Source organism: Bartonella mastomydis (genome assembly GCF_900185775.1).
Taxonomy (GTDB): Bacteria; Pseudomonadota; Alphaproteobacteria; order Rhizobiales; family Rhizobiaceae; genus Bartonella; species Bartonella elizabethae.
Genome location: NZ_LT883136.1, coordinates 33513 through 56023, shown reverse-complemented (window position 1 = coordinate 56023; position 22511 = coordinate 33513). Strand labels below are relative to the sequence as shown.

Here is a 22511-nt window from a genome sequence, read left to right as displayed (position 1 = left end):
TTTAACGGATAAATTTAGGGCCTCAAAAAAAGTTCTACATATGCTTGTCGAAGGTTTTTACAATTTTGAGAAGATTTGAACGGTGAATCGTCCTTCTCACATTTCTTTGCCCATTCCTCGTATAATTTTTCATTTGTTTTAAATTCTTTTACACTATAGGTTTTTTCGCAACCAGTAATAGCAAGTCCAGTACAAAGCAGCAATGCTGTGATAATGACTTTATTCATGATTTAATTCCCTTCCTTTTTTTCTTCAGATTTTTCCTCGTCATCATGTACAAAACTTGCGCCAGGCCAATCGTTTCTATGAACTATACGATAAGCTTTGTCTGCATTTTTACAATTTGTTGAATCTAAATCCCCTGATATCATGCACTTCATTGCCCACTGTTCAAGTAATTTGGGATCTTTTTTAAAATCTTCTACGCTATAGGTTTTTTCACAACCAGCAACAGCAAATCCAATGCAAAACAGCAATGCTGTGATAATGACTTTATTCATCAATAAATTCCCCTTCTTTTAGATGATAAAATTTGGACACAATTGAACGTCCCGTGAAAATTACACATTTGGTCCATTGTGCATTTTCAAAAATCTTAAAATCCCCCCCTTACGCGATTTTTTTGCAACCTTTGACGATAAATCGCGTAAAAGAAAAATACTGCTCTCAATATTTTTATGATTTAATTGTTGTCTTACTATTTCCTCGTTTTATTCATCTTTTTGTTATTTCCGAACAATTCCTTTAAAATTTTTTCAGAATTCTCTTGAACAAGATCCGCATTGGCTTGTACAAGATTTATACAATTTTGGGATTTCGTAATAGAAGATAGCTCTATCTTATTACATTTCTCTTTCCACTCTTTGCGTAATTTAGCATCTTTCTTAAAATCTTCTACGCTATATTCTTTTTCGCAACCAGCAACAGCAAATCCAATGCAAAACAGCAATGCTGTGATAATGACTTTATTCATCAATAAATTCCCCTTCTTTTAGATGATAAAATTTGGACACGATTGAATGTCCCGTGAAAATTGCACATTTGGTCCATTGTGCATTTTCAAAAATTTTAAATCAAACTTCTCTACGCGATTTTTTTTACAATCCTTAAATCAATAGAATACGAAAAAAGCATCCTCCTATCGAGATTGTTTATAATTTAATTATTGTCCTGCTGTTTTTCAGTTTCATTCCCACTTTGGCTATTTTCAAGAAGTTTCTTTGCAAGATCTCTATAATGCTCTTGAAAAAGTTCCATACCGGCTTGTGCAAAATTTACACAATTTTGGGATTTCATAAAAGCAGGTGGCTCTAACTTATTGCATTTCTCTTTCCACTCTTTGCGTAATTTTTCATCTTTTTTAAATTCCTCAACACTGTAGTTTTTTTCACAACCAACAGCGATAAGCCCTGTGCAAAGCAACAATGCTGTTAGAATGATCTTGTTCATGAATTTACCCCTCTCTTTATTTTATACTTTAAGAACTTGTTTTATACTTTGAGAACGACATCATTGGATTCACAAAATCCTGTATTGTGCTCTTACGTATACCTTTCCTTTGACAAATACGAACAGCTTCAACGCCAATATGTTGAATCATGAGAGTTGTTTTATTGGACTTGCATTTGGAATGTTATCTACGCAGTGGCTCTTTAGATTTGAACTGTTTAGACTTCAGCAACAATTTGATATCTTGATATTTTCAAAAAGCTTTTTAATCACTTTTTTTCAAGAATTTTTCTTTTTTTTAAAAAAACCACTTTATCATGAAAAACAGCACAAATATCGTATCAAAAATTCACCATACCCAGATCCATTGCAAGTTTTCTGCAAATGAAACAACAACTCTTTTAATGATTTGATTGCGCTCTTTCTTATTTCTTAATTCGCCGAGAAAGAAAAAAACTTAAACGCCCCCTACACTTTTAAAATACCAATAGAAATTCTAAAAAAGCAATCTTATACATTCCTGATAGCCATAGAAAGGATCATCCCTTGACCATCATCAAGTAGCCTTCAATACTCAGACTCTAAAATCATGTAGTCTATAAAATCACACAAATGAAAGAAATAATTTTCATATCACACTCAATGATTTCTTTTGGTTATGAGGAAAGCTTATAGCACACCCATATCAGTCAATTTTATTGATTTTCCCCCCTGATAAATATGAATATAATTTTAAAAAGGAAATATTATCTAACAGAAAAAAACAAACAACGCTACTACTAATTTATATGATTTACCCATGTATTTCAGTAAAATAAACAAAAAATAACTTCACCTTTAAAACCATTAATCAAGACAATTGTTATGGAAGAATAAACTGAACTATCCAGCGATAAGACAAATAACAAGGGGGAGGATGAGCACATCCATCGGAGAAAAATTGAAATGAAGAATTTTTATAGGTTTCATGACTCTTTCATGAAATGAATCGTATGAAAAAAACGCGTAAAAAAAATGAGCGCTTTGATTACGATTACTTTCATGTAAAAACGACTGATATCATCTTTTAAAAAAACAAACCAACGCACATTTTTATTATCATAGATCTGTTATCGTATATTATTTTTATTTTCCGTATTTTTTTGCAAGCAATTCGCGCACCTCATCAGCCATTTTAGTTCCACGACTTGCACAACTGACCTTCATTAATCGATGCAAAGTTTCTGGAATATCGATTGTGAGGCGCTTCATCCCTCCATTCGCGTTTCCTTTGTGGCTTCCTACCCATGCATCAGCCGTTAAAGGAATAGATTTATTGGTTGGTTTCGTACCAATTTTAATTTTTTTATTCATCACACTAACTCCTTGATTTCCGCTGCAACGGCTTCAATCTCTGCGGCGGCTAGCCCTTGCTTATCAACTTCATAAACAGCCTTACCCTGAGCTGCAGCTTCTGCAAAAATCACACGTTGTGCAACGCTAGAAGAAAGAACATGGACGGGATATATGCCAAGCGCTTCGTTCACATCACGCCCTATTGCTGTATTGACAATTTTACGATTAATAACAAAAGCAGATTTGAGATTTTCTTTATAAACGCGTGCTTCGTCAATCAGCTTGACAATTCCATCAGCAGCCCAAATATCATAGGGACTAGGTAAAACAGGGATAAGCACAAAATCCGAAGCCATAAGAGCACTACGCGCAAGATCCGTCACACGCGGTGGACCATCAATAATAATATAATCATAACTATGACCAATCTGTGTAATTTCTTTGTGAACCGTTGCACGCGGTAAACCAATAACGGAAAACAAAGGAGCCTCTTCACGCGCAGCAGCCCAATCCAATGCACTTCCCTGTGGATCAACATCAATAAGCAACACCCGCGCACCGGTACGGGAAAAACTGGCCGCCAGATTCACGCTCAACGTGGTTTTTCCGACGCCCCCTTTTTGATTCAAAAGTCCAATGATCATTCGTTACATCTTTCAGTATTATCGTTTTTACGATTATACTGAAAACAACAAAAGAAGCAAGCATCTAACACCTGCAAAACAACAACTTCTGTTAATTTTTACGGTAAAAACGACAGCACTCAATTTTATTTTTAGAATATTCTTTTAGTATGAAGCCCCAAATATTCTGAAGGGAATATTCTTAAAAAGAAAAAGATAAATTTAAACAAGCGATAGATCTTTCTTCCCTTGCCTTAAAATGAAGGTTTCTTAAATCCATGCTAATTGATCAAGAATGGTCTCAGCATAATCTTCCTTGGGATTTACCCTTTATGGGGTCCTTGATCCCCCCCTGACAAACAAGCCTTTTTCTTAAAGAGATAACCAATACCCTAGAAGAATTCAGGGGGACATATTGAATGAGAAAAGCAAAATCGATAAAATTTACTCATTTTCCCCCTCTCATCTTCAATCAATTAAAATCACTTGTCTCTCATCATCAGCAGAGCTCACAGATGCGAACAAACACGAAAAAAGGACTAAAAAGACGTCTTAATGAAGTGTCTGAAATGCCAAGAACGGCTGTCCACATCGATGGCGCGTATATAATCGTGTCGGTTTGTCCCTTTTCTTGAATGAAAGATGAGGGATATACAATGAATGTTATACTCTTTAAATTGAGACTTTTCCGCACGACAGAGTGGAATGGACTTGAGAAAATCAGGACAAACAAGTAACATAATGGGGTGTTCTCTGCTTCGCGAGAACAATGAGTCAGCCATAAAGAGCGTTATCTTTCATAACGGTCCAGCCATTGAGTAGATCTATCTTTACGCTTGAGAAGGAGAAAACCGCCCTCATCACACAACTTGTGCCAGCTCATGAGCGTATGATAAGGCTCTTGTCCCTTGAAACGATAAAAGGCATTTTTCGTCCTTTCTTATACAATTTCACTCCACGCACCTCCCCCGCTTACCAGCAAGAGATCTTGATTAATGCAACATGGAACAGCCTTAAAACAAGAAAATTTTACAGTCTTCAGAGTTCTCATTCAAGTTAAACAATGATAGATTATCATTATAGATCAATATATTATTCAATATCGAACATGTTATACAGTAGAATATGTTGCATCTTACAAGGCATTTTTCCAAGCAAGTTTTCTCGACAAAAAAAATATTTTTGTTAAGATGTCCTTGAAAGATTTTACCTTCTTCATGTCCTTTTATAGACTTGAGAGTATCGTAAAAATCGTGCAATTGGGAATAAACGAAAATGAATTTACAGCAAATTGCCCCTGATATTTTTATCGGCGCCCAAGTGAGTATAGAAAATATCAAAACATTGGCAGAAGCTGGTTTTAAAACAATTATCTGTAACCGCCCTGATCACGAAGAATCTCATCAACCTGACTTTTCAAGCATTAAAACGGTCGCAAATGACTATGGCATAAAAGCCTATTATCTTCCCATTTCTCCTCCGACCATAGAAAAATCAGATGTTGAGACCATGCAAACAATTTTAAAAACAGCATCTCTGCCTCTTCTCGCCTATTGCCATCGCGGAACGCGTTCACTGCATCTTTATCGTTTAGCATGTCTTGAATCATAGGTTTTACGCGCTCTTAAAAAACAAAAATTCTTCAATTCGCACCAATCTTTAAAAAAATTATCTGTCAAAAATGTTTGTCTTACAGCTTACACTTGGGGCTTTCCTCTTTAAGGTCCTCCTTCATAGGATGCAATAAACAAGCTTTACTCTTAAATAGACAACAAACCTTCTCCTTTGAAGCCATGAAAAAGCTATAAAAATTCCTGCAAATTGATAAAGCGATTAGCTTTTAAAATAAAAAAAATCATCGATTTTAAATTTTGTGAAAGTGTAAGGTTAAAAGTGTAAGAAGTTAAAAAAACAGTTCTCCTTTTTCTTCTCATCTCTTCTTGCCAAACATGCTGTGTCCTTATTCATTCACGATTCATCATAGATTTTAACGAATCAGAAAGAAACAAGCAGTAAAGTTTTAATTGACAACAAAAGCCATACAATTAACTTTAAAAAAGACAATGCCTCAATCAGATCTTCAGATATTCGATTCTCCCTCTCAACAACGCAAGAAACATATACTCCGTGATGTTTTGGAATATATGTTTGTGATGATCATCACTTTAAGTGCTATTTTTGCGAGTTTTCTCTCTTTTTCAGATAAACTTAGAGCCTATTTTTAAAAGTAAGCAACTGATCCAACGGGGATAAGGGTTGGACTGTTTTTAAAATTTCTTTTGCTTTTTTTTCATCACGGTGCATTTGTGCAATCAAAGGTTCAAGCCCATCAAATTTTTCTTGTCCGCGCAAAAACTGGAAAAAAGAAACGGTACAGCTTTCCCCATAAAGGTCGTCATTAAAGTCAAATAAATAGGTTTCCAAAAGGGGGGCTCCATCTTTAACAACCGTTGGACGACAGCCAAAACTTGCAACCCCATCATATAAAACCCCGTTGGCACGACGCAAACGCACCGCATAAACACCATGAGCCAAACGAACTTGAGAAGGCAACATCTGATTAGCGGTAGGAAATCCCAAAAGACGTCCAAGTTTGTCGCCTTGAATAATATTGGAGCATACCCGATAGTGATAGCCTAACAAATGAGCGGCTTTGTCCACTTCCCCTTGTGAAAGAAGTTGCCGAATAAAACTAGAGGAAATGATTAACGGTTGTGAATCTTGAGAATGAGACACACATGGATGAGAAACGCAAGGGACTTGCACGACCTGAAATCCCTCTTCTTTCCCTCTTTGGCAAAGAAGAGGAACGTTTCCACTTTTCTGATAACCAAATTGAAAATTTTCACCTGTCACCACAACGGAAACATCAAAAGTTTTCTTTAAAATCGATTTGATAAATTCATCGGCTGAAAGAGTGGCAAATTGAGCATCAAAGGGCTGTTCAATCACGCCATCAAAGCCAAGGATTTTAAAAATTTCAGCTTTTTCAGCCGCCTCAGTCAAACGATAGACAGGCGCTGAACGTTGAAAAAAACTTCTTGGATGCGGTTCAAAGGTTAAAACAACAGCGGGTTTCTTTTTGATCCGCGCGAAATCAAGTGCTTTTTGCAACACTCCCTGATGCCCACAATGAACACCATCAAAATTTCCAAGTGCCAACACAGCTCCCCGCCAAGCCGAGGGAAAGGTATGAATTCCCTGAAGACGTAAAAATTTAGCCATTACTGAAGTGCCCACATGATTGCTTGTGGCCTATAACCATGACGTTCTAGAAAAGAATGCAAAGCTTGCTTATCAACCACACCATTTTGCATATAATCATAACAATGAATCCCCCCCATAATATAAAGGGCATCAAGACCAAATTGAGCCGCCCCTTTAATGTCCGTCAAAAGACCATCACCAATCGCTAAAATTTGACTTTTTTCTACTGTCCCACGTATTTTTTGAAGTTTTTCAAAGGCACACTCATAAATAGGCGCATGAGGTTTTCCAGCAATGCGGACTTCCCCTCCTAATTGTTGATAAAGACGTGCCAATGCGCCGGCACACCAAAATTCCTTATTTCCATAATGGACAATCACATCTGGATTAGCACAAATAAACGGTAAATTCCGCGCCCTTATGCGACGAAACATCGCCTCATAAGCAGAGGGTTCTTCCTCAAACTCTTCAAGAAAACCACTACAAACGACAACAGAAGCTTCTCTCTCTTCAACAAATTCACACGTCAATCCTTCAAACAACACCAAATCACGTTGTGGACCAATGAAAAAAACTTTACGTGGTGCAGCACAAATGAGATCCCGCGTGACATCCCCTGATGTGATAATGGCATCATAATAGTCACGATGAACCTTCATACTTTGTAATTGAGCCGCAACATCTTCCCGTAATCGAGGAGAATTGGTCAATAGAATGACAGTTTTTCCCATTTGTCGAATTTTATCCAACGCTTTCAACGCTGGTTCAAATGCCTGTACACCATTATGCACAACACCCCATACATCACAAAAAACAGCATCATAACGTTCTATAACAGTCTCAATATGGGTAAGTTCATTCATGGTGCACCTATCTCTATTTGTCATTGATCAAGCTGTTTTTTTACTTCAAAACTACTTACCGAAAGATAATATTTCTGTCATCTTCTTTCTCAAACCATATCCCAACTTTACATCACTTATTAAAGATCATAAGAAAGGATAAAATAAATAAGCTATCGTTAAGTTGTGCAAAATTCTAAAGTGCTTTATAACAAAAGCTTATCATTCCACAATACTCATTTTCTTCATAAAAACTTCAATTCCAACAACAACTGCGTTGATACAGTTTTTTAGCGAAAATACTCAAGTTGTTTATTTGGAAAATAAACAGATTAAAAAACGCCTAAAAATTACTTCCTTAGGGATAAAATCCTTGATTTATAATGATCGTTTATTCTTCAAGCCTCATGAGAAGCCCAAATATCTTTTCTCATTTCAAATCTGTTTATATTAAATCAATCACAACACTTTGTTTGCCCATTCATTAAGTAGAATGAGCAATAAAAACACTTAAAGATAAAGAATAAAATATTTCTTCCTCTCAAACGCAAAAATTATCGGAGTATTTTGAACTGACAGAGGATTAGAACTATGCGCCATTGTACACCTTTTTTCAGGAAAGATAGACACATAGCGTTTATCCTATCCATAGAAGCTTTCCCTTGCTACACTTCAGGCAGCACCATTCATGAAATGAGAACGAGCCTTGAGAAAGACTTTTTAAAAAATTGAGAAAGATTTTTTTAAACAAGTAGGTGAAGTGACAAAATCCAAGCTATTTTGTTTTTGTGTGTTGCCTGAGGGATGTTCACTCATGAAAGCTTTTCCCTCTCATTATGATCTCTCAACCACATAAGAAAACCCATTTTGGTTATTGATCAAAGTCCTCGTGAGGCACCCATAGAGAGCTGAATTTTAAACTTCACGGGGAGATTGTTGCTCCCTTCAGCAAATGCAGGGCTGAGGACATCATTTTGCTGAGCACGTCTTAAAAATTTGCAAGGCAAACAGTCTCTCCTTCAATAAATCTACCCGTTTTTAGAAAAACGATTTTTATTGCCAAGCTTTTAAAATTACTTTACCCACTGAAAGATGTTTTGGTCGCATACGTGGCGATCAAGAGGAAAGACAAATTCAAAACCTTAAACCATAAATTTATCCCGCTTTGCGTTTTTTTTGGAATTCCGGGAGATTTTGCCATGTCCAGGTGCTTTCCAGCACTAAAAGCAAAATGCTGACTAGGGTTCAGTGTTTTCAAGCTCCCGGAATACGCATAAGAGGCGCTCGCACTATGCGGGGACAAATGCAAACTCAAAATCTTAATATTGCCAAGCTCTTAAAATTACTTTACCCACTGAAAGATGTTTTGGTCGCATACGTAGCGATCAAGAGGAAAGACAAATTCAAAACCTTAAACCATAAATTTATTCCGCTTTGCGTTTTTTTGGAATTCCGGGAGATTTTGCCATGTCCAGGTGCTTTCCAGCACTAAAAGCAAAATGCTGATTCGAGGTCAGTGCTTGTTACTCCCGGAATACGCATAAGAGGCACTCGCACTAGGCGGGGACAAATGCAAACTCAAAATCTTAATATTGCCAAGCTCTTAAAATTACTTTACCCACTGAAAGATATTTTGGTCGCATACGTGGCAATCAAGAGGAAAGACAAATTCAAAACCTCAAACCATAAAATTATCCCGCTTTGCGTTTTTTTTGGAATTCCGGGAGATTTTGCTATGTCCAGGTGCTTTCCAGCACTAAAAGCAAAATGCTGATTTGAGTTCAGTGCTTTTAACTCCCGGAATACGCATAAGAGGCACTCGCACTAGGCGGGGACAAATGCAAACTCAAAATCTTAATATTGCCAAGCTCTTAAAATTACTTTATGAATGGAGGTGTTTTGGTCGCATACGCAACGACCATTAGGGTCTTGAAACCCCTAAGCTCTAGCGTGAAAATGAACCCACTCTGTGGGTGTCCCGGGATTCCGGGAGTTTTTGCTATGTCCAGGTGCTTCCCAGCACTAAAAGCAAAAAAACTGACTAGAGCTCAGTGTTTTCAAGCTCCCGGAATACTCATGCGAGGGCGCTCGCAACCGGAGGGGGCAAATGCAATCTCAAAATCTTAATATTGATCTTTTGGTCGGCAAAAAGATTCGCTTGAAGCGAAAAATGTTGGGAATGTCTCAAAAAACATTAGGAGACGCTTTAGGGGTAAGTTTTCAACAAATCCAGAAATATGAAAAAGGCTTAAACCGTGTAAGCGCGGGGCGGTTAAAGGAAATTTCCGATATCCTAAATGTTCCGGTTTCCTTTTTTTATGCGGATATTATCACAAAAGAAAACACCTCCTACCCTCATGAAGAAATTGCATCATGCAAAGAGGAATTTTTGCTTTTAAAAAGTTTTAGAGTCCTGACCTCTGTTAAACAAAAAGCCATTTTAAAATTAATTTCTGATCAAAATTAAAACGTTTTAAATGACCTTTATCCTCTAATCTGCTTTCTATTCTAAGAACAAAGCCCTGCAATTTATAAACAACGCGTTTTTTATTGAACAGGCTATTGGGCTGATTTCCTATGATAGGCAACACGATATTTTCTCTTCATAAGCCTTCATGCCGCTTCATCAATATTTCTCTGAAAATATCTCGAAAAACATCATGACAAGAAAAAGCTCATTAAGCCATCATGAAAACAATTCATGATATATATCTTAAAATATTGAGCGATACTTCTTTTGACTGTTCCAAATTTGAAAAAGTTCTATCCTCTCCACCTCCCCTATACTTAAAAGGAGCAGCTTACAATCCGGTGTCTTGTCTACCAGTTTTACTGAACTGGCTTCAACCTCTCAAAGGACCATGTTCCATGAGGCGCTACGAACAAAAACGCTCTAAAAAGCGAGCCTCCTGCACACATTGAAGTACAAAAACGTTTCAATCCAGTTCAATCTGTCAACAAAACAATCCATCTTTTGAAGGAAGCACATCAACTTGGTTTATTTTAATCACCCACCTCAAAGAACAGCCTCTCATGAGACTGTAAGGTTTGTGCTAATCTCACACATTTTTGCAATAAACATCACGTAAATATAACAAGACCAATTATTGACTTGCAAAGGGGTTGTAAGATCCATTATCTTGCCGCCATTTTGAAGGTTCGGTAAAGTCGCTTGACCAAAGACCAATCTTGTTGTTACGTGCTTTTTCTTCCGCATAATGATACTGTGTTGGAAGAGGATTTTTACCCTCCTTTGAGAGCACCAACATCCCTTCGCTAAGACCTGCCTCGGCTAAATCAACCCCTTGAACAAAACACTGCGCATAATAAACACCATTGTGCATAAAAGCCCGTTTACAGGATAAATCCTGACCAAGTGTTTTGGTAACAAGCCAAGCCGTTGTAACCGCACCACAAGGCCATTCTTGATCCTTTAATTTTGCTTTTTGGCGGGGCGCGCATGTGTCCACACCATAAAGATGAATATCACGGGTCATATGAGATCGCCAAGATTGTGCAGAAGGCGTCAGCAATTTAAACGTAACCCCACTGGTAACCGATGCCCTGCCATGAAAAACAACTGTATTATTGACACCATCGCTTGATAAAACTGTCTTCTGACGATCGAGCACTGGTATATTTTTTTCAAGCGCAGATTCATTTTTTTCTAAAGACTGTTGAGTCATCGATTGACTTAAATCTTTTTCTTCCCGATAGAGATCCACGATATCTTGGATATCTTGCGTTTTTAATATTTTAAGAAAGCTGAAATCTATTTGATCTTTATATTGGCTTAATCCCCACACTATGGACCCCATAATGTAAATAATAACAATCCATTTAAATAGCATTTCTTAACACGCTCGCTCAAAAAGTTCATATTTTTCTATTATTTTACATTATTTATCAGCAATCCCCTTGTTTTTAAAGAAAAAAATATAAATATCTATTTTGTACATTAACTACATTTTGTAAAAAATAATATTTTCTCTCACCTTATTTCAATATTGTTGTCTTAAGCAGAAACACAACTTAAAATTGCCATTTTCATATAACACAATCTCAGTTTGAAAAGACTTCTGTCTCTTTAAGAAAAGCGTTTGAGAGTGAGAAAATCCACAATCAAGACTTTAAAAACAAAAAAAACGAGGAGTTTAAACTGTCAAAAATAACAGAATTCTCCCGTTGTTAGAGGCAATGAAATGTCGACAGATGAACAAATATTGTTTGTTAAAGAGAGGTAAAATGACAGATAATAGATTTCAGAACATCATTTTTATCGTGACCATGCTGCTTTTTACAGCAGTATTAGTATCCGATCCTTCTTGTGCTGCTCCTTCTGCTCCTAGTGGGGGTGGTTTCGGGAATCTTGATGGTGTTTTAGGCAACATTGTCACAATGATGACGGGCGCAACGGCAAAGCTCATTGCCATTATATGTGTTGCTGCTGTAGGTATTGGCTGGATGTACGGCTTTATTGATTTACGCAAAGCAGCTTACTGTGTTCTGGGTATTGCGATTGTTTTTGGGGCTCCCGCTCTCGTCGGTAAATTAGCGGGCACAACATAAAATGAACGAAGATACCCTTTTCCTTGCCTGTACACGTCCGGCCATGTTTGCCGGTGTTACAATGGAAGCCATGGCACTCAATGTCATGGCAACATCTATTCTCTTTATTTTGACCAGTGATTTTACCATGTTTGGTTTAGGCATCGGGATTCACTTTATTTTGCGTGAAGTGACAAAATATGATCACAACCAATTTCGCGTATTATTTGCGTGGCTCAATACAAGAGGAAAACAAAAAAATCTCAGCCGATGGGGAGGCGGTTCTACCTCCCCCTTACGCCTTGTCCGCACTTATAAGGAACTACGCTGAAGGAACAAAACCGGTGAAACAGATGTCAATGATGAAACGGGAAACTTTGCCTGAAGAATATATTCCCTATATACGCTACATCAACCAGCATGTCATTGCCTTAAACTCACGCTGTTTAATGGTTGTGATGGCTGTTGAAGGTGTCAATTTTGACACAGCAGACATTGATCAACTCAATTCTTTACACAACCAATTAAACACTCTTTTGAAAAATATCGCAGATGAACGGGTTGCTTTATATTCTCACATCATCCGTCGTCGTGAAACGATTTATCCAGAAGGACATTTTCTTTCATCTTTTGCCACAACATTAGATGAAAAATATAAAAAGAAAATGGTTTCACAAGAGCTGTATCGAAATGATCTGTTTATTTCACTGCTTTGGAACCCCGCAGCGGACAAGACACAACAACTAGCTTCATTTTTTCAGCGCTTGAGCAAAGCTAAAAAAACACAATCTGAACCTGACGCAGAAGCTATTCAGAAACTCGAAGAGTTAAGTCAAGATCTCATGCAAGGTTTAGAAGAATATGAAGTCCGTCTCCTATCAATCTATGAACATGAAGGACTTTTATTTTCCGAACAAAGTGAATTTCTCCATCAATTAGTGGGAGGAAGACGTGAACGTATTCCTCTTACATTTGGCACCATTGCCTCAACGATTTACTCAGATCGCGTTATTTTTGGGAAAGAAATTATCGAAATTCGCCATGAAAGTAATGAGCGCTTTGTCGGCATGTTTGGCTGGAAAGAATATCCTTCTAAAACCCGCCCTGGAATGACCGATGGTTTGCTTACGGTCCCCTTTGAATTCATCTTAACACAATCATTTGTTTTTAAAAGTAAAGCGGCCGCCAGTGCCATTATGAGCCGCAAACAAAACCAAATGATTAATGCAGCCGACCGGGCTAGCTCACAAATTGATGCACTGGATGAAGCTTTAGATGATTTAGAGTCAAACCGTTTTGTTTTGGGCGAACATCATATTTCTTTAGCCGTTTTTGCGGATCATCCCAAAATATTGACAGAGAACTTATCAAAAGCACGTTCCCATTTAACCAATGGGGGTGCCGTAATTGCCAGAGAAGATTTAGGATTAGAAGCCGCATGGTGGGCACAATTGCCTGGAAACTTTAGCTATCGTGCACGTTCAGGCGCTATTACCAGCAGGAATTTTGCAGCTTTATCGCCCTTCCATTCTTTCCCCATTGGCAAATTGAACGATAATGTTTGGGGAGCTGCTGTTGCATTACTCAAAACACAGGCTGGTTCACCTTACTACTTTAATTTTCATTATGGAGATCTTGGAAACACGTTTGTTTGTGGTCCATCGGGGTCTGGTAAAACAGTGATTGTTAATTTTCTTCTTGCACAATTACAAAAACACAATCCGACCATGGTTTTTTTTGACAAAGATCAAGGAGCAGAGATTTTTGTACGTGCTGGAGGTGGAAAATATAAACCTCTCAAAAATGGACAACCCACCGGTATCGCCCCCTTAAAGGGCATGGAATACAATGAAAAAAATAAAATCTTTCTTCGTCATTGGATTTTAAAGCTTGTGACCAGTGAAGGGCAAATCGTGACCGAAGAAGAGCGACAAGATATCGCCAAAGCCATTGACTCTTTAGAAAACTTACCCCCAACACAACGCTCTCTTGGTGCCCTTCAACTATTTTTTGACAATACATCCAAAGAAGGGATTGCCATACGGCTACAACGCTGGATTAGAGGCAATGATTTAGGATGGGTTTTTGACAATGATCAAGATGATCTTAATTTAAATGCACAGTTTATTGGCTATGACATGACCGATTTCTTAGACAACGAAGAAATTCGGCGCCCCTTGATGATGTATCTCTTTCACCGCATTCTTGATCTGATTGATGGACGGCGCATCATCATTGTCGTTGATGAATTCTGGAAAGCTTTAGAAGATGATTCATTCAAAGCCTTTGCGCAAGATCGGCTCAAAACAATCCGTAAACAAAATGGCATGATGCTCTTTGCCACACAAAGCCCTAAAGACGCTTTAAACTCCACAATCGCACACACCATTATTGAGCAATGCCCCACCCAAATATTTTTTCCCAATCAAAAAGCAAATTACAATGATTATGTTGAAGCTTTTAAACTTACTGAGCGTGAATTTGAACTGATACAGTCAGAATTAAGCAGGGAATCCCGCCGTTTTCTCGTCAAACAAGGACAAAGTTCTGTCGTTGCAGAACTTAACTTACGGGGAATGAACGATGAGATTGCCGTTTTAAGCGGCACAACAAAAAATATTGAACTTATGAATGAAATTATAAACGAACATGGCGCAGACCCTGAAAAATGGCTGCCCATATTTTATCAAAGGAGAAAAAAACAATGAAAAAATATGGCTTAGTGACACTGTTATCTTTTTCTTTTATTTCTCATGCACTCGCACAAATGTCCCCCGATGCAGACGAATATTATAAACAAGCACTCGAAAATACACAAAAATTAGATACTGCAAAATCAGAAACCGCTGAGACCATTTATAAGAAAGCCACTGAAACTGCAAAAAAAATTAAAGAGATAAATGGTCAACTTGAACAGCTGAAGTCACAAACAGAGACAACAGCAACTGAAACGACCTCAGACGCTGACAAAAACTCTAACCTTGAAGAATTGCAGAAACGACAAGCTCTTCGACAAGAGCTTCAAGTAAAAGTTTCTCTTCTTCAAGCCGATCTTCAAGCAAATTCTTTAAAACTTCAGGCCCTTAATATGATTCAAGCCAGAGATACGAAGACAAAAGAGGAGCTGCGTGAAGAAAAGGAGCAACAAAAACATAAATTACTTCAAGCACAATTAAAAGAAAAAGAAGAAAAACTCAAAGAAAAACTTGAAAGTACTGGTGCAGATGTCAGACTATAATTTCCCTAAATTTGATAAGTTTTCTCCCTTTGAAAGCATTTCTGGGTATATTTTAAAGCCTCTCGACAATGTGATGGACACAACGGTGAGTGGGTTGTCTTCTGCTATTTCAGCGCCCTTAAATCTTGCTGCAATCATTTTTATCTTTCTTTATGGCTATAATGTTATGACAGGTCGCGTTGCGCTTTCCATGCATAATCTTCTCAATAATGTTGTTAAAATTGTTGTTGTGACAACAATGGCAACGAATGCAGAGACGTTTAATAGTTATGTCAAAGATATTTTCTTCAATGACTTGTCCAACGCGATTGGGAATGCGTTAAACAGCAATCCTGCAAATTCCAATGTTTTTGATTATATTTTGTTAAAGGCAAGTGACCGCTATCAAGAAGTTTTATACAATGCTTGGTTTTTTGAAAAGATCATTGTGGGTCTTCTTGGTTCTATCATGCTTCTGGCCGTTATTCTCTTTTGTATAGGTGGCTTTATTGTGCAAATGTTTGCCCAAGTTGCACTGGTCATGATTATAGGTCTTGGACCTCTGTTCATTAGTTTATATTTGTTCAATGCAACGCGAAAATACACCGATGCGTGGATTACAACGTTGGTTAATTTTACCATTTTACAAGTTCTCGTAATCATGCTTGGAACAATTATATGCCAAGTGATCATCCAAGTTCTCAGAGTTTCCTATGAATCAATCTATGTTCTTTTCCCACCTGTCATCGTTATTTCGATCATAGGTGTTATTATCTTCCGAGCGCTTCCTGGTATTGCCACAGCGCTGGCCTCTGGCGGACCATACTTTAGTGCTGGTGTCTCTTCAGGAGGACAAATCTTCACAATGCTTGCCAATAGTGCAAGAGCGAGTGGGAATGCGGTCAAAAGTGCTGCTTCACAAATCTCAGGAGCAGCTGGGAATGCTGCAAAAGGTGCAGCAGGCGCGGCAGCAAAAGCGGGAAGATCTGGAGGTGGTCGTGGTCGGTTTTAAGATAAAGCACCTCTTTAAAAGAAGGAACATTTTGGTTTTTACTTTGCGTGCACCTTTTGGCGCACGCACCATGGTCTTGTTCCATGAAAGACTTAACATCTTGGGCCTTACAATAAAACCAATCACAATCTTGCATCCCATAAACTTGTAAAAATGTTCAAAATAAAAGGCTCTCATGCGTTGTATTCCAAGATATCTGTGAGTTTAAAAAATGAAACGAAAACTAACTTTTGTTATGATCCTAACAATCGCACTTTCTGGCTGTGCCTCTTTGAGTGGTCCCAAAAAACCACCACGCTGTAATGGCAAACAGACACGTGCTTTAAATAAGGACAAGTGGAATTGGGACAACAAAAACGTTGCCTCCTTAGAAAAGGCCGTACATCCTGTTACCACGCCCATTATTCTCAATACTTTGGAAAGTGAAAAAGCAACAGCCAACTTAGCAATTCATCCAGCTTTATTAAAGCCGGCTATTCATGAAGCACGATCTGAAAAAACTGTGGAGGTTCCGCGTGAAAAGTGATGCCCTTGAAGAATATATAAAAGAAGCCCGCTCATTTGACATTGACCGCATGCATGGCATGCGCGTGCGGATGAAAATTTCCATGGCTTTAACAGTGCTTTTTGGATTGATGACCATTGCGCTGGCTTTGGCTGTCGCAGCTTTAACACCTTTGAAAACGGTAGAGCCTTTTGTTATCCGCGTTGATAACTCAACAGGCATCATCGATACTGTAAGCGCCCTAAAAGACTCTCCTAACGACTATGATGAAGCGATAACGCGTTATTTTGCTAGCCAATATGTTCGTGCGCGTGAAGGTTTTCAAGCCTCAGAAGCGGAAAACAACTTTCGCTTAGTCTCTCTTTTATCTTCTCCAAAAGAACAAAACCGTTTTGCAACATGGTACTCGGGCAACAATCCAGAAAGTCCGCAAAATATTTATCATAACATGATTGCAACGGTCACAATCAAATCAATCTCTTTTATAAGCCAAGATCTTATCCAAGTTCGTTATTATAAAACGGTCAGAGACTTTAATGAAAAAGAAAATATTTCCCATTGGATTTCAATCCTAAATTTTTCTTACATCAATGCGCATATTTCAACGTCTGATCGTCTCATCAACCCCCTTGGTTTCCAAGTATCGGAATATAGATCTGATCCAGAGGTGATAAAATGATCAGACTTTTACAAATAATCTTTTTAATTTTTACGATCACTCTCAGCTTTCACACAGTTTTCTCATTTGCAGAAACAGCGCCTGTCAGTGCCCGTAAAGATAACCGCATCCGATTTGTCAATTATGACCCCTACAACGTCGTACAAATCATTGGCTCCATTCGTTCATCCGTTCAACTGGAATTTGCCGATGATGAAGAAGTCACTTATGTAGGAATTGGCAATTCGGTTGCTTGGCAAGTTGCGCCAGCTGGCCATTTTGTTTTTCTCAAACCGCGTGAAATCCAACCTGTAACCAATTTACAAATCGTCACAAGCCGCCAAGATGGAATACAACGCTCCTATCAATTTGAGCTGCAAATCCGTGACGGCGACGTTTCAGCCGGTAATGAGACCTATTTCTTGGTCAAGTTTCGTTATCCAGAAGATGAAGCCTTGCGTAAAAAATTAGCCGAAGCGGCAAAAGCCGAACAACGTGAAGAAAACTATGTCAATGATATTTTAAATATCCATGAAGATTTTGGACCTCGCAATTGGGCTTATGAAGCTCAAGGTTCATCCCTCATTGAACCTGCTTCTGTCTATGATAATGGGAAAACAACCACCTTTACCTTTTTAGGCAATGTTGAAATTCCCACCATTTACCTTGTAACGCCTGATGGGCAAGAGGCTCTTATTCCTAAATCAATCAAAGGCAACAAGGTTATTGTTCATGCGACAGCGGCACAATTCACGCTACGGCGTGGGAATGAAGTATTGTGCATCTTTAATAAAAGGTTCGTCCCACAAGGAATTAACCCTGAAACAGGGACGACATCCCCATCTGTACAACGTAAAGTGAACATAGGAAACAGCCATGAATAATACCGTGGATGAAAAGAACATTAATGATCGCGATACCATAAAAAATGCTCAAGGAAAAAGTCAACAGAGCAATGTAGGCAAAGCAATTGCTCTTATTATCCTTTTCAGTGTCTGTCTTTATTTAGCCTATTCCACACTTGTCACAGACAAAACACAACCAACAGAGAAAAAACAATCGATTGAATCTTTAAAAGAAGGAAAAGTTATCAAACAAACAGAACTTTTTCGCCCTGCAAAGCCTACCCCTCCCTCCCCTGAACAGGCGCATCGAAAGGACGGTCTGTTACCCAAAGTCGAGCTCCCAACACCCAACATCAATCAATTAAATTCTGATGATCCGCTACTGGAAGCTGCACAACGTGCTCCTGTATTAGCTTATGCGAATGCACAACAAGGCAAAGGAGATTCACAAACCAATAACAGCGCTTTGGCACAGCAACTGGAAAGCAAGCCCGATGAGACAACACAACGCTTTAATCATCTTCTCAAACCCACAGTGCTTGAAGGGATTCGTGCTTCAACCCTTGGCAATCGAAATTATATTATCACGATGGGAACGTCTATCCCTTGTATCTTAGAAACAGCGATCAACAGCGATCAACAAGGTTTTGCCAGTTGTATCGTCTCCAGAGATATTTTATCCGACAATGGTCGTGTTGTGCTTCTTGATAAAGGTACTCAAATTGTTGGAGAATATCGCGCTGGGTTGAAAAAAGGCCAAAAACGTCTCTTTGTGCTATGGAACAGAGCAAAAACCCCCAATGGTATCATTATATCTTTAGCATCACCGGCAACAGACAGTTTAGGACGCTCTGGGATTGACGGTGATATTGATAATCATTGGTTAGAGCGGATTGGATCTGCCCTTCTTGTCTCCCTGATAAAAGATGCAACAAGCTATGCCAATAAACGTTTATTAAAAAAACAAGAAAAAGAAGAGACTGAAACGATCTCTTCAGGACAAAACATCGCCAATATTATTGTCGAAAATTACGCCAATATTCCTCCAACCTTATCCAAAAACCAAGGGGAAATGGTAAACGTTTTTGTCGCCCGCGATTTAGATTTTTCCGGCGTTTATAAATTGAAAGTCATCGAAAACAAAAAACAGATTATCAATCGAGCTGTTTCAAGAAACTTTTACAAAAATTCTGCGATACCTTAAATGACCCAAATCTTACACACCATGAGCGATGAAACCGTCGCGATTGTTCTGACAAAACTTGAACCGATCAGTATTTTTTTGAAAGATGAGAGTCTTTTTGAAATTGTGATCAATCGTCCCCATCAAGTGATGACGGAAGGGATTGATGGCTGGAAAACAATAGAAGCACCGGCTCTCTCTTTCAATGAGCTTATGGGAATTGCGAAAGTTGTCGCGTCCTATTCCAAGCAAAATATATCAGACAAAAACCCAATATTATCCGCAACTCTACCAGGCAATGAGCGCATTCAAATTGTCATTCCACCCGCTGTTGAAAAAGGCACGATTAGTATGACAATTCGTAAACCCTCCTCACAGAGTTTTTCTCTCGAAGAACTAGCAAATAAAGGTCTCTTTTCGCACTGTGAGCAGGTTTCTTTCACACCATTGAATGATTATCACACGCGTTTTAATGAACTCAAACTCAGCGAGCATAACTTAGCTACTGCCTACTGCAATAAAGACTTTGTTTTCTTTTTAAATCAGGCTGTAAAATGCCAGAAAAACATTTTGATTGCGGGAAAAACTGGTTCGGGAAAAACAACATTATCAAAAGCATTAATCGCTAAAATTCCTCAAGACGAGCGTATTATCACCATTGAAGACACACAAGAATTGGTGATCCCGCACCCTAACCATGTCTCGATGATCTATTCAAAAGATGGACAAGGCTTAGCTTCTGTTGGCCCCAAGGAATTGCTTGAATCATCTTTACGGATGCGTCCTGATCGTATTCTTTTGCAAGAACTTCGGGATGGTACAGCCTTTTATTATATCCGCAATGTCAATTCAGGCCACCCAGGTTCCATTACGACGGTCCATGCCTCAACAGCCCTTGCTGCCTTTGAGCAAATGACCCTTTTAGTCAAAGAAAGTGAAGGAGGGGGTGATTTAGAGCGTGATGATATTCGAGGTTTATTGATTTCAATGATTGATATCATCATCCAATGCAAACGGGTTGAAGGGAAATTTAAGGTCACAGAAATTTATTATGATCCCTTCAAACAACGCAACATCTTTGGCGGAGACTAGAATAAGATTACATCGATTGAAGGCTCTTTTAAAGCAACGATTGAACATACATCGCCCATAAAAGGAACAATGCATGAAAAGCAAAACAACAGGAAACAGAGAAAATCTTTTATTGATGACAGCGGAAGAATTAAAATGCCGCCGCCAAGCCGTTGATGCCGCCATCAACACCCATACGATAGAAGGGATAAAGCTTCATTCCACAACGCTAAAAATTTTAGAAGAATACGCAAGGGGAAATATTTCACTCGAAGAATTTAATACGCTTATGGAAAACGCACCACTATAAGGAGATTAACAATGCCCAAAGCAAAAGCAAAAACAAAAAATATAAACAACCCTTCTCCCCATAATTACCTCTATCCTAAAACTGTTACATTAAAAAATAAATATGGCACAAAGGACCTTGATACTTTTTTGAAAAAATGTTCGCATGATACAACAAAGGCAATGATTAATCTGCGCGAAGAGTCCTTACCAGAACAGTTTGATAGCGCCTATCTATGCCATATTCATAAAAAATTGTTTAGCAACACATTTGAGTGGGCTGGTTTGACTCGAAATATCCCCGTTACATTTTCAGATGGCACCACAGCCGTCATGCCCGAAATGAAAAGAACAGGCTGGGAAAATGCTTTTGCAATCGGAGATGAGATCCAAGAAGGTTTACAACAATTAGATCAAACGCTTGCCGAAAAAAACAATTTGCAAGGCTTATCGCGCGAAGAATTTAATTCGGAAGCAATACACTTATTTAACGCTCTCAACCAAATCCACCCATTCAGAGAAGGCAATGGACGCACACAACGGGCATTTTTTGAAAATCTTGCCAAAAGCGCAGGCCATCGACTTGAATTTTCGCTTGTCACAAAAGAACGCATGCTTCTTGCTAGTGTTGCAGTCGCAGAAAAGGGTGATCTAGAACCGATGCAACATCTGTTTGAAGATATCTCTCATCCAGAAAAGGTATGTCTTTTAAAAGAATTCATGGATAACATGAAAAACAGCGGACGCAATGTGAATGATCGCCCTGTTATGGTTGTAAAAGAAGGTGAAACTTACACGGGCCTGTATAGAGGTGCTGGCCTTAACAGCTTTGCCTTCAATGTGAAAGGAGCTTACATCATCGGAAGTAAAGAACATCTCACACCAGAACAACTCAAAACATTAAAACCCGGTGATAGATTTACCTTCACCGTTCCACAAACACGAGAGTTAAAAGGCATTCTCATTCCAGAAGAGCAATTAGCCCCTTTGACAAAAATTGAAAAGGCTGAAAGGGTTGCAGAAGATGCCTGTGTTCAAACAGCGCGAAAACAAATTCAGCAGTTGGCAAAAATTGTTTATGGCAACGCACAAACATTAGACAAACAAATGGTCGCGATTATTAAAAATCCAAGCTTAGGTCAACAGCTTGCCAACCAGATTGAAAAGGCACCAGACTCTGTTGCTCATCTTGCAGGTTTTAATTTATGTGGACTCCAAAATCAGACACGTGCAAACGCGAAAAATCATGTTGATCTCCTCTGTACTGCTGTTACCAATTTCGCTCATGCTGTAAAACATGCGGAGAAGGAAATTACTCAAGAACATAGAGCAGAACAAAAACGCTGTGCCAAAACAGTAGAAATGCCAAGTCAAAGCTTGCAAGATCTTTTTGCCTTGCCAAAAGAATTACAGCAAGAAGTTTTAGCAAAAAATCTTGGACTTCAAAAAGAGTTGACCAGCTTTGTCAAAAACATCAATAGCCGTCTTTCCACAGCTGAACATAAAGCTGTCAAAAATAATGCGTATGAAGCATTAGCTGAAAGCATGGGTGTCTCGGAAAATAAAGCCAAGCAAATTACACAAACCATTAAGCAAGCCAAAGAAGTGCACCAGCAAACCTGCACACGCGCAGTCAACCGTTCAAATGTGCTCGCTATGGCCAGCTAAGAATGGATAAATTTTTTCTTTTTCATGAGAAGAGCGCACAAACAAAAACAGATGAGCGCT

At 38.5% G+C, this 22511-nt stretch carries 23 protein-coding genes; 14 read left to right on the top strand and 9 right to left on the bottom strand.

Features of this window, described 5'->3' with window-relative positions:
* Positions 1 to 14 precede the first annotated feature (14 nt).
* The 6 genes from FJG96_RS00295 to parA form a co-directional block, all read right to left on the bottom strand.
* Complete coding sequence (locus FJG96_RS00295) at positions 15 to 227, bottom strand: EexN family lipoprotein (RefSeq protein WP_139412271.1); 213 nt, start codon at positions 225 to 227, stop codon at positions 15 to 17.
* 3 nt (positions 228 to 230) lie between these two features.
* Positions 231 to 500: an EexN family lipoprotein gene (locus FJG96_RS00290; protein ID WP_139412270.1), complete on the bottom strand. Its 270-nt coding sequence runs from the start codon at positions 498 to 500 to the stop codon at positions 231 to 233.
* 197 nt (positions 501 to 697) lie between these two features.
* The gene (locus FJG96_RS00285) at positions 698 to 973 is read right to left on the bottom strand and encodes an EexN family lipoprotein (protein WP_139412269.1); all 276 of its coding nucleotides are present in this window, start codon (positions 971 to 973) and stop codon (positions 698 to 700) included.
* A 185-nt stretch (positions 974 to 1158) separates the two neighbouring features.
* The gene (locus FJG96_RS00280) at positions 1159 to 1449 is read right to left on the bottom strand and encodes an EexN family lipoprotein (RefSeq protein WP_139412268.1); all 291 of its coding nucleotides are present in this window, start codon (positions 1447 to 1449) and stop codon (positions 1159 to 1161) included.
* Between the two features lie 1125 nt (positions 1450 to 2574).
* Positions 2575 to 2802 (bottom strand): hypothetical protein, encoded by a 228-nt coding sequence (locus FJG96_RS00270; RefSeq protein ID WP_139412267.1) that lies wholly within the window; start codon positions 2800 to 2802, stop codon positions 2575 to 2577.
* The gene (parA, locus tag FJG96_RS00265; protein WP_139412266.1) at positions 2802 to 3428 is read right to left on the bottom strand and encodes a ParA family partition ATPase; all 627 of its coding nucleotides are present in this window, start codon (positions 3426 to 3428) and stop codon (positions 2802 to 2804) included. The genes FJG96_RS00270 and parA overlap by 1 nt, the downstream gene beginning before the upstream one ends.
* A 1254-nt stretch (positions 3429 to 4682) precedes the next feature.
* Here parA and FJG96_RS00260 point away from each other — a divergent pair.
* Positions 4683 to 5018, top strand: a complete 336-nt coding sequence (locus FJG96_RS00260) for a protein tyrosine phosphatase family protein (protein WP_139412265.1) — start codon at positions 4683 to 4685, stop codon at positions 5016 to 5018.
* A gap of 597 nt (positions 5019 to 5615) precedes the next feature.
* Here the strand turns inward: FJG96_RS00260 and FJG96_RS00250 are convergent.
* Together FJG96_RS00250 and FJG96_RS00245 are read right to left on the bottom strand one after the other, a co-directional pair.
* Complete coding sequence (locus tag FJG96_RS00250) at positions 5616 to 6632, bottom strand: bifunctional riboflavin kinase/FAD synthetase (protein WP_139412264.1); 1017 nt, start codon at positions 6630 to 6632, stop codon at positions 5616 to 5618.
* Positions 6632 to 7477 carry a TIGR01459 family HAD-type hydrolase gene (locus FJG96_RS00245; RefSeq protein WP_139412263.1) on the bottom strand — a complete coding sequence of 282 codons (846 nt, stop codon included), beginning with the start codon at positions 7475 to 7477 and terminating at the stop codon, positions 6632 to 6634. Before FJG96_RS00245 ends, FJG96_RS00250 begins: the two co-directional genes overlap by 1 nt.
* A 2086-nt stretch (positions 7478 to 9563) precedes the next feature.
* Here FJG96_RS00245 and FJG96_RS00235 point away from each other — a divergent pair.
* Positions 9564 to 9923, top strand: a complete 360-nt coding sequence (locus FJG96_RS00235; protein ID WP_139412262.1) for a helix-turn-helix domain-containing protein — start codon at positions 9564 to 9566, stop codon at positions 9921 to 9923.
* Between the two features lie 637 nt (positions 9924 to 10560).
* Here the strand turns inward: FJG96_RS00235 and FJG96_RS00230 are convergent.
* A complete protein-coding gene (locus tag FJG96_RS00230) occupies positions 10561 to 11307 on the bottom strand; it encodes a hypothetical protein (RefSeq protein ID WP_139412261.1) in 747 nt (248 codons plus the stop codon).
* Between the two features lie 394 nt (positions 11308 to 11701).
* Here FJG96_RS00230 and FJG96_RS00225 point away from each other — a divergent pair, with 394 nt between their 5' ends.
* The 12 genes from FJG96_RS00225 to FJG96_RS00170 all read left to right on the top strand — a co-directional run bounded on the left by FJG96_RS00225 (position 11702) and on the right by FJG96_RS00170 (position 22451).
* A complete protein-coding gene (locus FJG96_RS00225) occupies positions 11702 to 12025 on the top strand; it encodes a TrbC/VirB2 family protein (RefSeq protein WP_139412260.1) in 324 nt (107 codons plus the stop codon).
* A gap of 1 nt (position 12026) precedes the next feature.
* Positions 12027 to 12335, top strand: coding sequence for a VirB3 family type IV secretion system protein (locus FJG96_RS00220; protein ID WP_139412259.1), 309 nt, complete (start codon positions 12027 to 12029; stop codon positions 12333 to 12335).
* Positions 12336 to 12357: 22 nt separating this feature from the next.
* On the top strand, positions 12358 to 14712 hold the full coding sequence (locus FJG96_RS00215) for a VirB4 family type IV secretion/conjugal transfer ATPase (RefSeq protein ID WP_139412313.1): 2355 nt from the start codon (positions 12358 to 12360) through the stop codon (positions 14710 to 14712).
* Entirely contained in the window at positions 14709 to 15242 is a 534-nt protein-coding gene (locus tag FJG96_RS00210) for a type IV secretion system protein VirB5 (protein WP_139412258.1), read from the top strand. Before FJG96_RS00215 ends, FJG96_RS00210 begins: the two co-directional genes overlap by 4 nt.
* Positions 15229 to 16233: a TrbL/VirB6 family protein gene (locus tag FJG96_RS00205; RefSeq protein ID WP_139412257.1), complete on the top strand. Its 1005-nt coding sequence runs from the start codon at positions 15229 to 15231 to the stop codon at positions 16231 to 16233. Before FJG96_RS00210 ends, FJG96_RS00205 begins: the two co-directional genes overlap by 14 nt.
* Positions 16234 to 16444: 211 nt before the next feature.
* Positions 16445 to 16759, top strand: a complete 315-nt coding sequence (locus tag FJG96_RS00200) for a type IV secretion system protein VirB7 (protein WP_139412256.1) — start codon at positions 16445 to 16447, stop codon at positions 16757 to 16759.
* Positions 16713 to 17417 (top strand): VirB8 family type IV secretion system protein, encoded by a 705-nt coding sequence (locus FJG96_RS00195; RefSeq protein ID WP_210234972.1) that lies wholly within the window; start codon positions 16713 to 16715, stop codon positions 17415 to 17417. Before FJG96_RS00200 ends, FJG96_RS00195 begins: the two co-directional genes overlap by 47 nt.
* A complete protein-coding gene (virB9, locus tag FJG96_RS00190) occupies positions 17414 to 18280 on the top strand; it encodes a P-type conjugative transfer protein VirB9 (RefSeq protein WP_139412254.1) in 867 nt (288 codons plus the stop codon). Before FJG96_RS00195 ends, virB9 begins: the two co-directional genes overlap by 4 nt.
* Positions 18273 to 19445 (top strand): type IV secretion system protein VirB10, encoded by a 1173-nt coding sequence (gene virB10 / locus FJG96_RS00185; protein ID WP_139412253.1) that lies wholly within the window; start codon positions 18273 to 18275, stop codon positions 19443 to 19445. The genes virB9 and virB10 overlap by 8 nt, the downstream gene beginning before the upstream one ends.
* Positions 19446 to 20516: a P-type DNA transfer ATPase VirB11 gene (gene virB11 / locus FJG96_RS00180; protein WP_139412252.1), complete on the top strand. Its 1071-nt coding sequence runs from the start codon at positions 19446 to 19448 to the stop codon at positions 20514 to 20516.
* 73 nt (positions 20517 to 20589) lie between these two features.
* Positions 20590 to 20805 carry an antitoxin VbhA family protein gene (locus FJG96_RS00175; RefSeq protein WP_139412251.1) on the top strand — a complete coding sequence of 72 codons (216 nt, stop codon included), beginning with the start codon at positions 20590 to 20592 and terminating at the stop codon, positions 20803 to 20805.
* 11 nt (positions 20806 to 20816) lie between these two features.
* On the top strand, positions 20817 to 22451 hold the full coding sequence (locus tag FJG96_RS00170) for a BID domain-containing T4SS effector (protein WP_139412250.1): 1635 nt from the start codon (positions 20817 to 20819) through the stop codon (positions 22449 to 22451).
* Positions 22452 to 22511: the final 60 nt, after the last annotated feature.

What these genes read in the sequence shown, in the direction of transcription:
- FJG96_RS00295 (WP_139412271.1), bottom strand. Translation starts at nt 227, where the DNA reads ATGAATAAAGTCATTATCACAGCATTGCTGCTTTGTACTGGACTTGCT.
- FJG96_RS00290 (WP_139412270.1), bottom strand. Translation starts at nt 500, where the DNA reads ATGAATAAAGTCATTATCACAGCATTGCTGTTTTGCATTGGATTTGCT.
- FJG96_RS00285 (WP_139412269.1), bottom strand. Translation starts at nt 973, where the DNA reads ATGAATAAAGTCATTATCACAGCATTGCTGTTTTGCATTGGATTTGCT.
- FJG96_RS00280 (WP_139412268.1), bottom strand. Translation starts at nt 1,449, where the DNA reads ATGAACAAGATCATTCTAACAGCATTGTTGCTTTGCACAGGGCTTATC.
- FJG96_RS00270 (WP_139412267.1), bottom strand. Translation starts at nt 2,802, where the DNA reads ATGAATAAAAAAATTAAAATTGGTACGAAACCAACCAATAAATCTATT.
- parA (WP_139412266.1), bottom strand. Translation starts at nt 3,428, where the DNA reads ATGATCATTGGACTTTTGAATCAAAAAGGGGGCGTCGGAAAAACCACG.
- FJG96_RS00260 (WP_139412265.1), top strand. Translation starts at nt 4,683, where the DNA reads ATGAATTTACAGCAAATTGCCCCTGATATTTTTATCGGCGCCCAAGTG.
- FJG96_RS00250 (WP_139412264.1), bottom strand. Translation starts at nt 6,632, where the DNA reads ATGGCTAAATTTTTACGTCTTCAGGGAATTCATACCTTTCCCTCGGCT.
- FJG96_RS00245 (WP_139412263.1), bottom strand. Translation starts at nt 7,477, where the DNA reads ATGAATGAACTTACCCATATTGAGACTGTTATAGAACGTTATGATGCT.
- FJG96_RS00235 (WP_139412262.1), top strand. Translation starts at nt 9,564, where the DNA reads ATGCAATCTCAAAATCTTAATATTGATCTTTTGGTCGGCAAAAAGATT.
- FJG96_RS00230 (WP_139412261.1), bottom strand. Translation starts at nt 11,307, where the DNA reads ATGCTATTTAAATGGATTGTTATTATTTACATTATGGGGTCCATAGTG.
- FJG96_RS00225 (WP_139412260.1), top strand. Translation starts at nt 11,702, where the DNA reads ATGACAGATAATAGATTTCAGAACATCATTTTTATCGTGACCATGCTG.
- FJG96_RS00220 (WP_139412259.1), top strand. Translation starts at nt 12,027, where the DNA reads ATGAACGAAGATACCCTTTTCCTTGCCTGTACACGTCCGGCCATGTTT.
- FJG96_RS00215 (WP_139412313.1), top strand. Translation starts at nt 12,358, where the DNA reads ATGTCAATGATGAAACGGGAAACTTTGCCTGAAGAATATATTCCCTAT.
- FJG96_RS00210 (WP_139412258.1), top strand. Translation starts at nt 14,709, where the DNA reads ATGAAAAAATATGGCTTAGTGACACTGTTATCTTTTTCTTTTATTTCT.
- FJG96_RS00205 (WP_139412257.1), top strand. Translation starts at nt 15,229, where the DNA reads ATGTCAGACTATAATTTCCCTAAATTTGATAAGTTTTCTCCCTTTGAA.
- FJG96_RS00200 (WP_139412256.1), top strand. Translation starts at nt 16,445, where the DNA reads ATGAAACGAAAACTAACTTTTGTTATGATCCTAACAATCGCACTTTCT.
- FJG96_RS00195 (WP_210234972.1), top strand. Translation starts at nt 16,713, where the DNA reads ATGAAGCACGATCTGAAAAAACTGTGGAGGTTCCGCGTGAAAAGTGAT.
- virB9 (WP_139412254.1), top strand. Translation starts at nt 17,414, where the DNA reads ATGATCAGACTTTTACAAATAATCTTTTTAATTTTTACGATCACTCTC.
- virB10 (WP_139412253.1), top strand. Translation starts at nt 18,273, where the DNA reads ATGAATAATACCGTGGATGAAAAGAACATTAATGATCGCGATACCATA.
- virB11 (WP_139412252.1), top strand. Translation starts at nt 19,446, where the DNA reads ATGACCCAAATCTTACACACCATGAGCGATGAAACCGTCGCGATTGTT.
- FJG96_RS00175 (WP_139412251.1), top strand. Translation starts at nt 20,590, where the DNA reads ATGAAAAGCAAAACAACAGGAAACAGAGAAAATCTTTTATTGATGACA.
- FJG96_RS00170 (WP_139412250.1), top strand. Translation starts at nt 20,817, where the DNA reads ATGCCCAAAGCAAAAGCAAAAACAAAAAATATAAACAACCCTTCTCCC.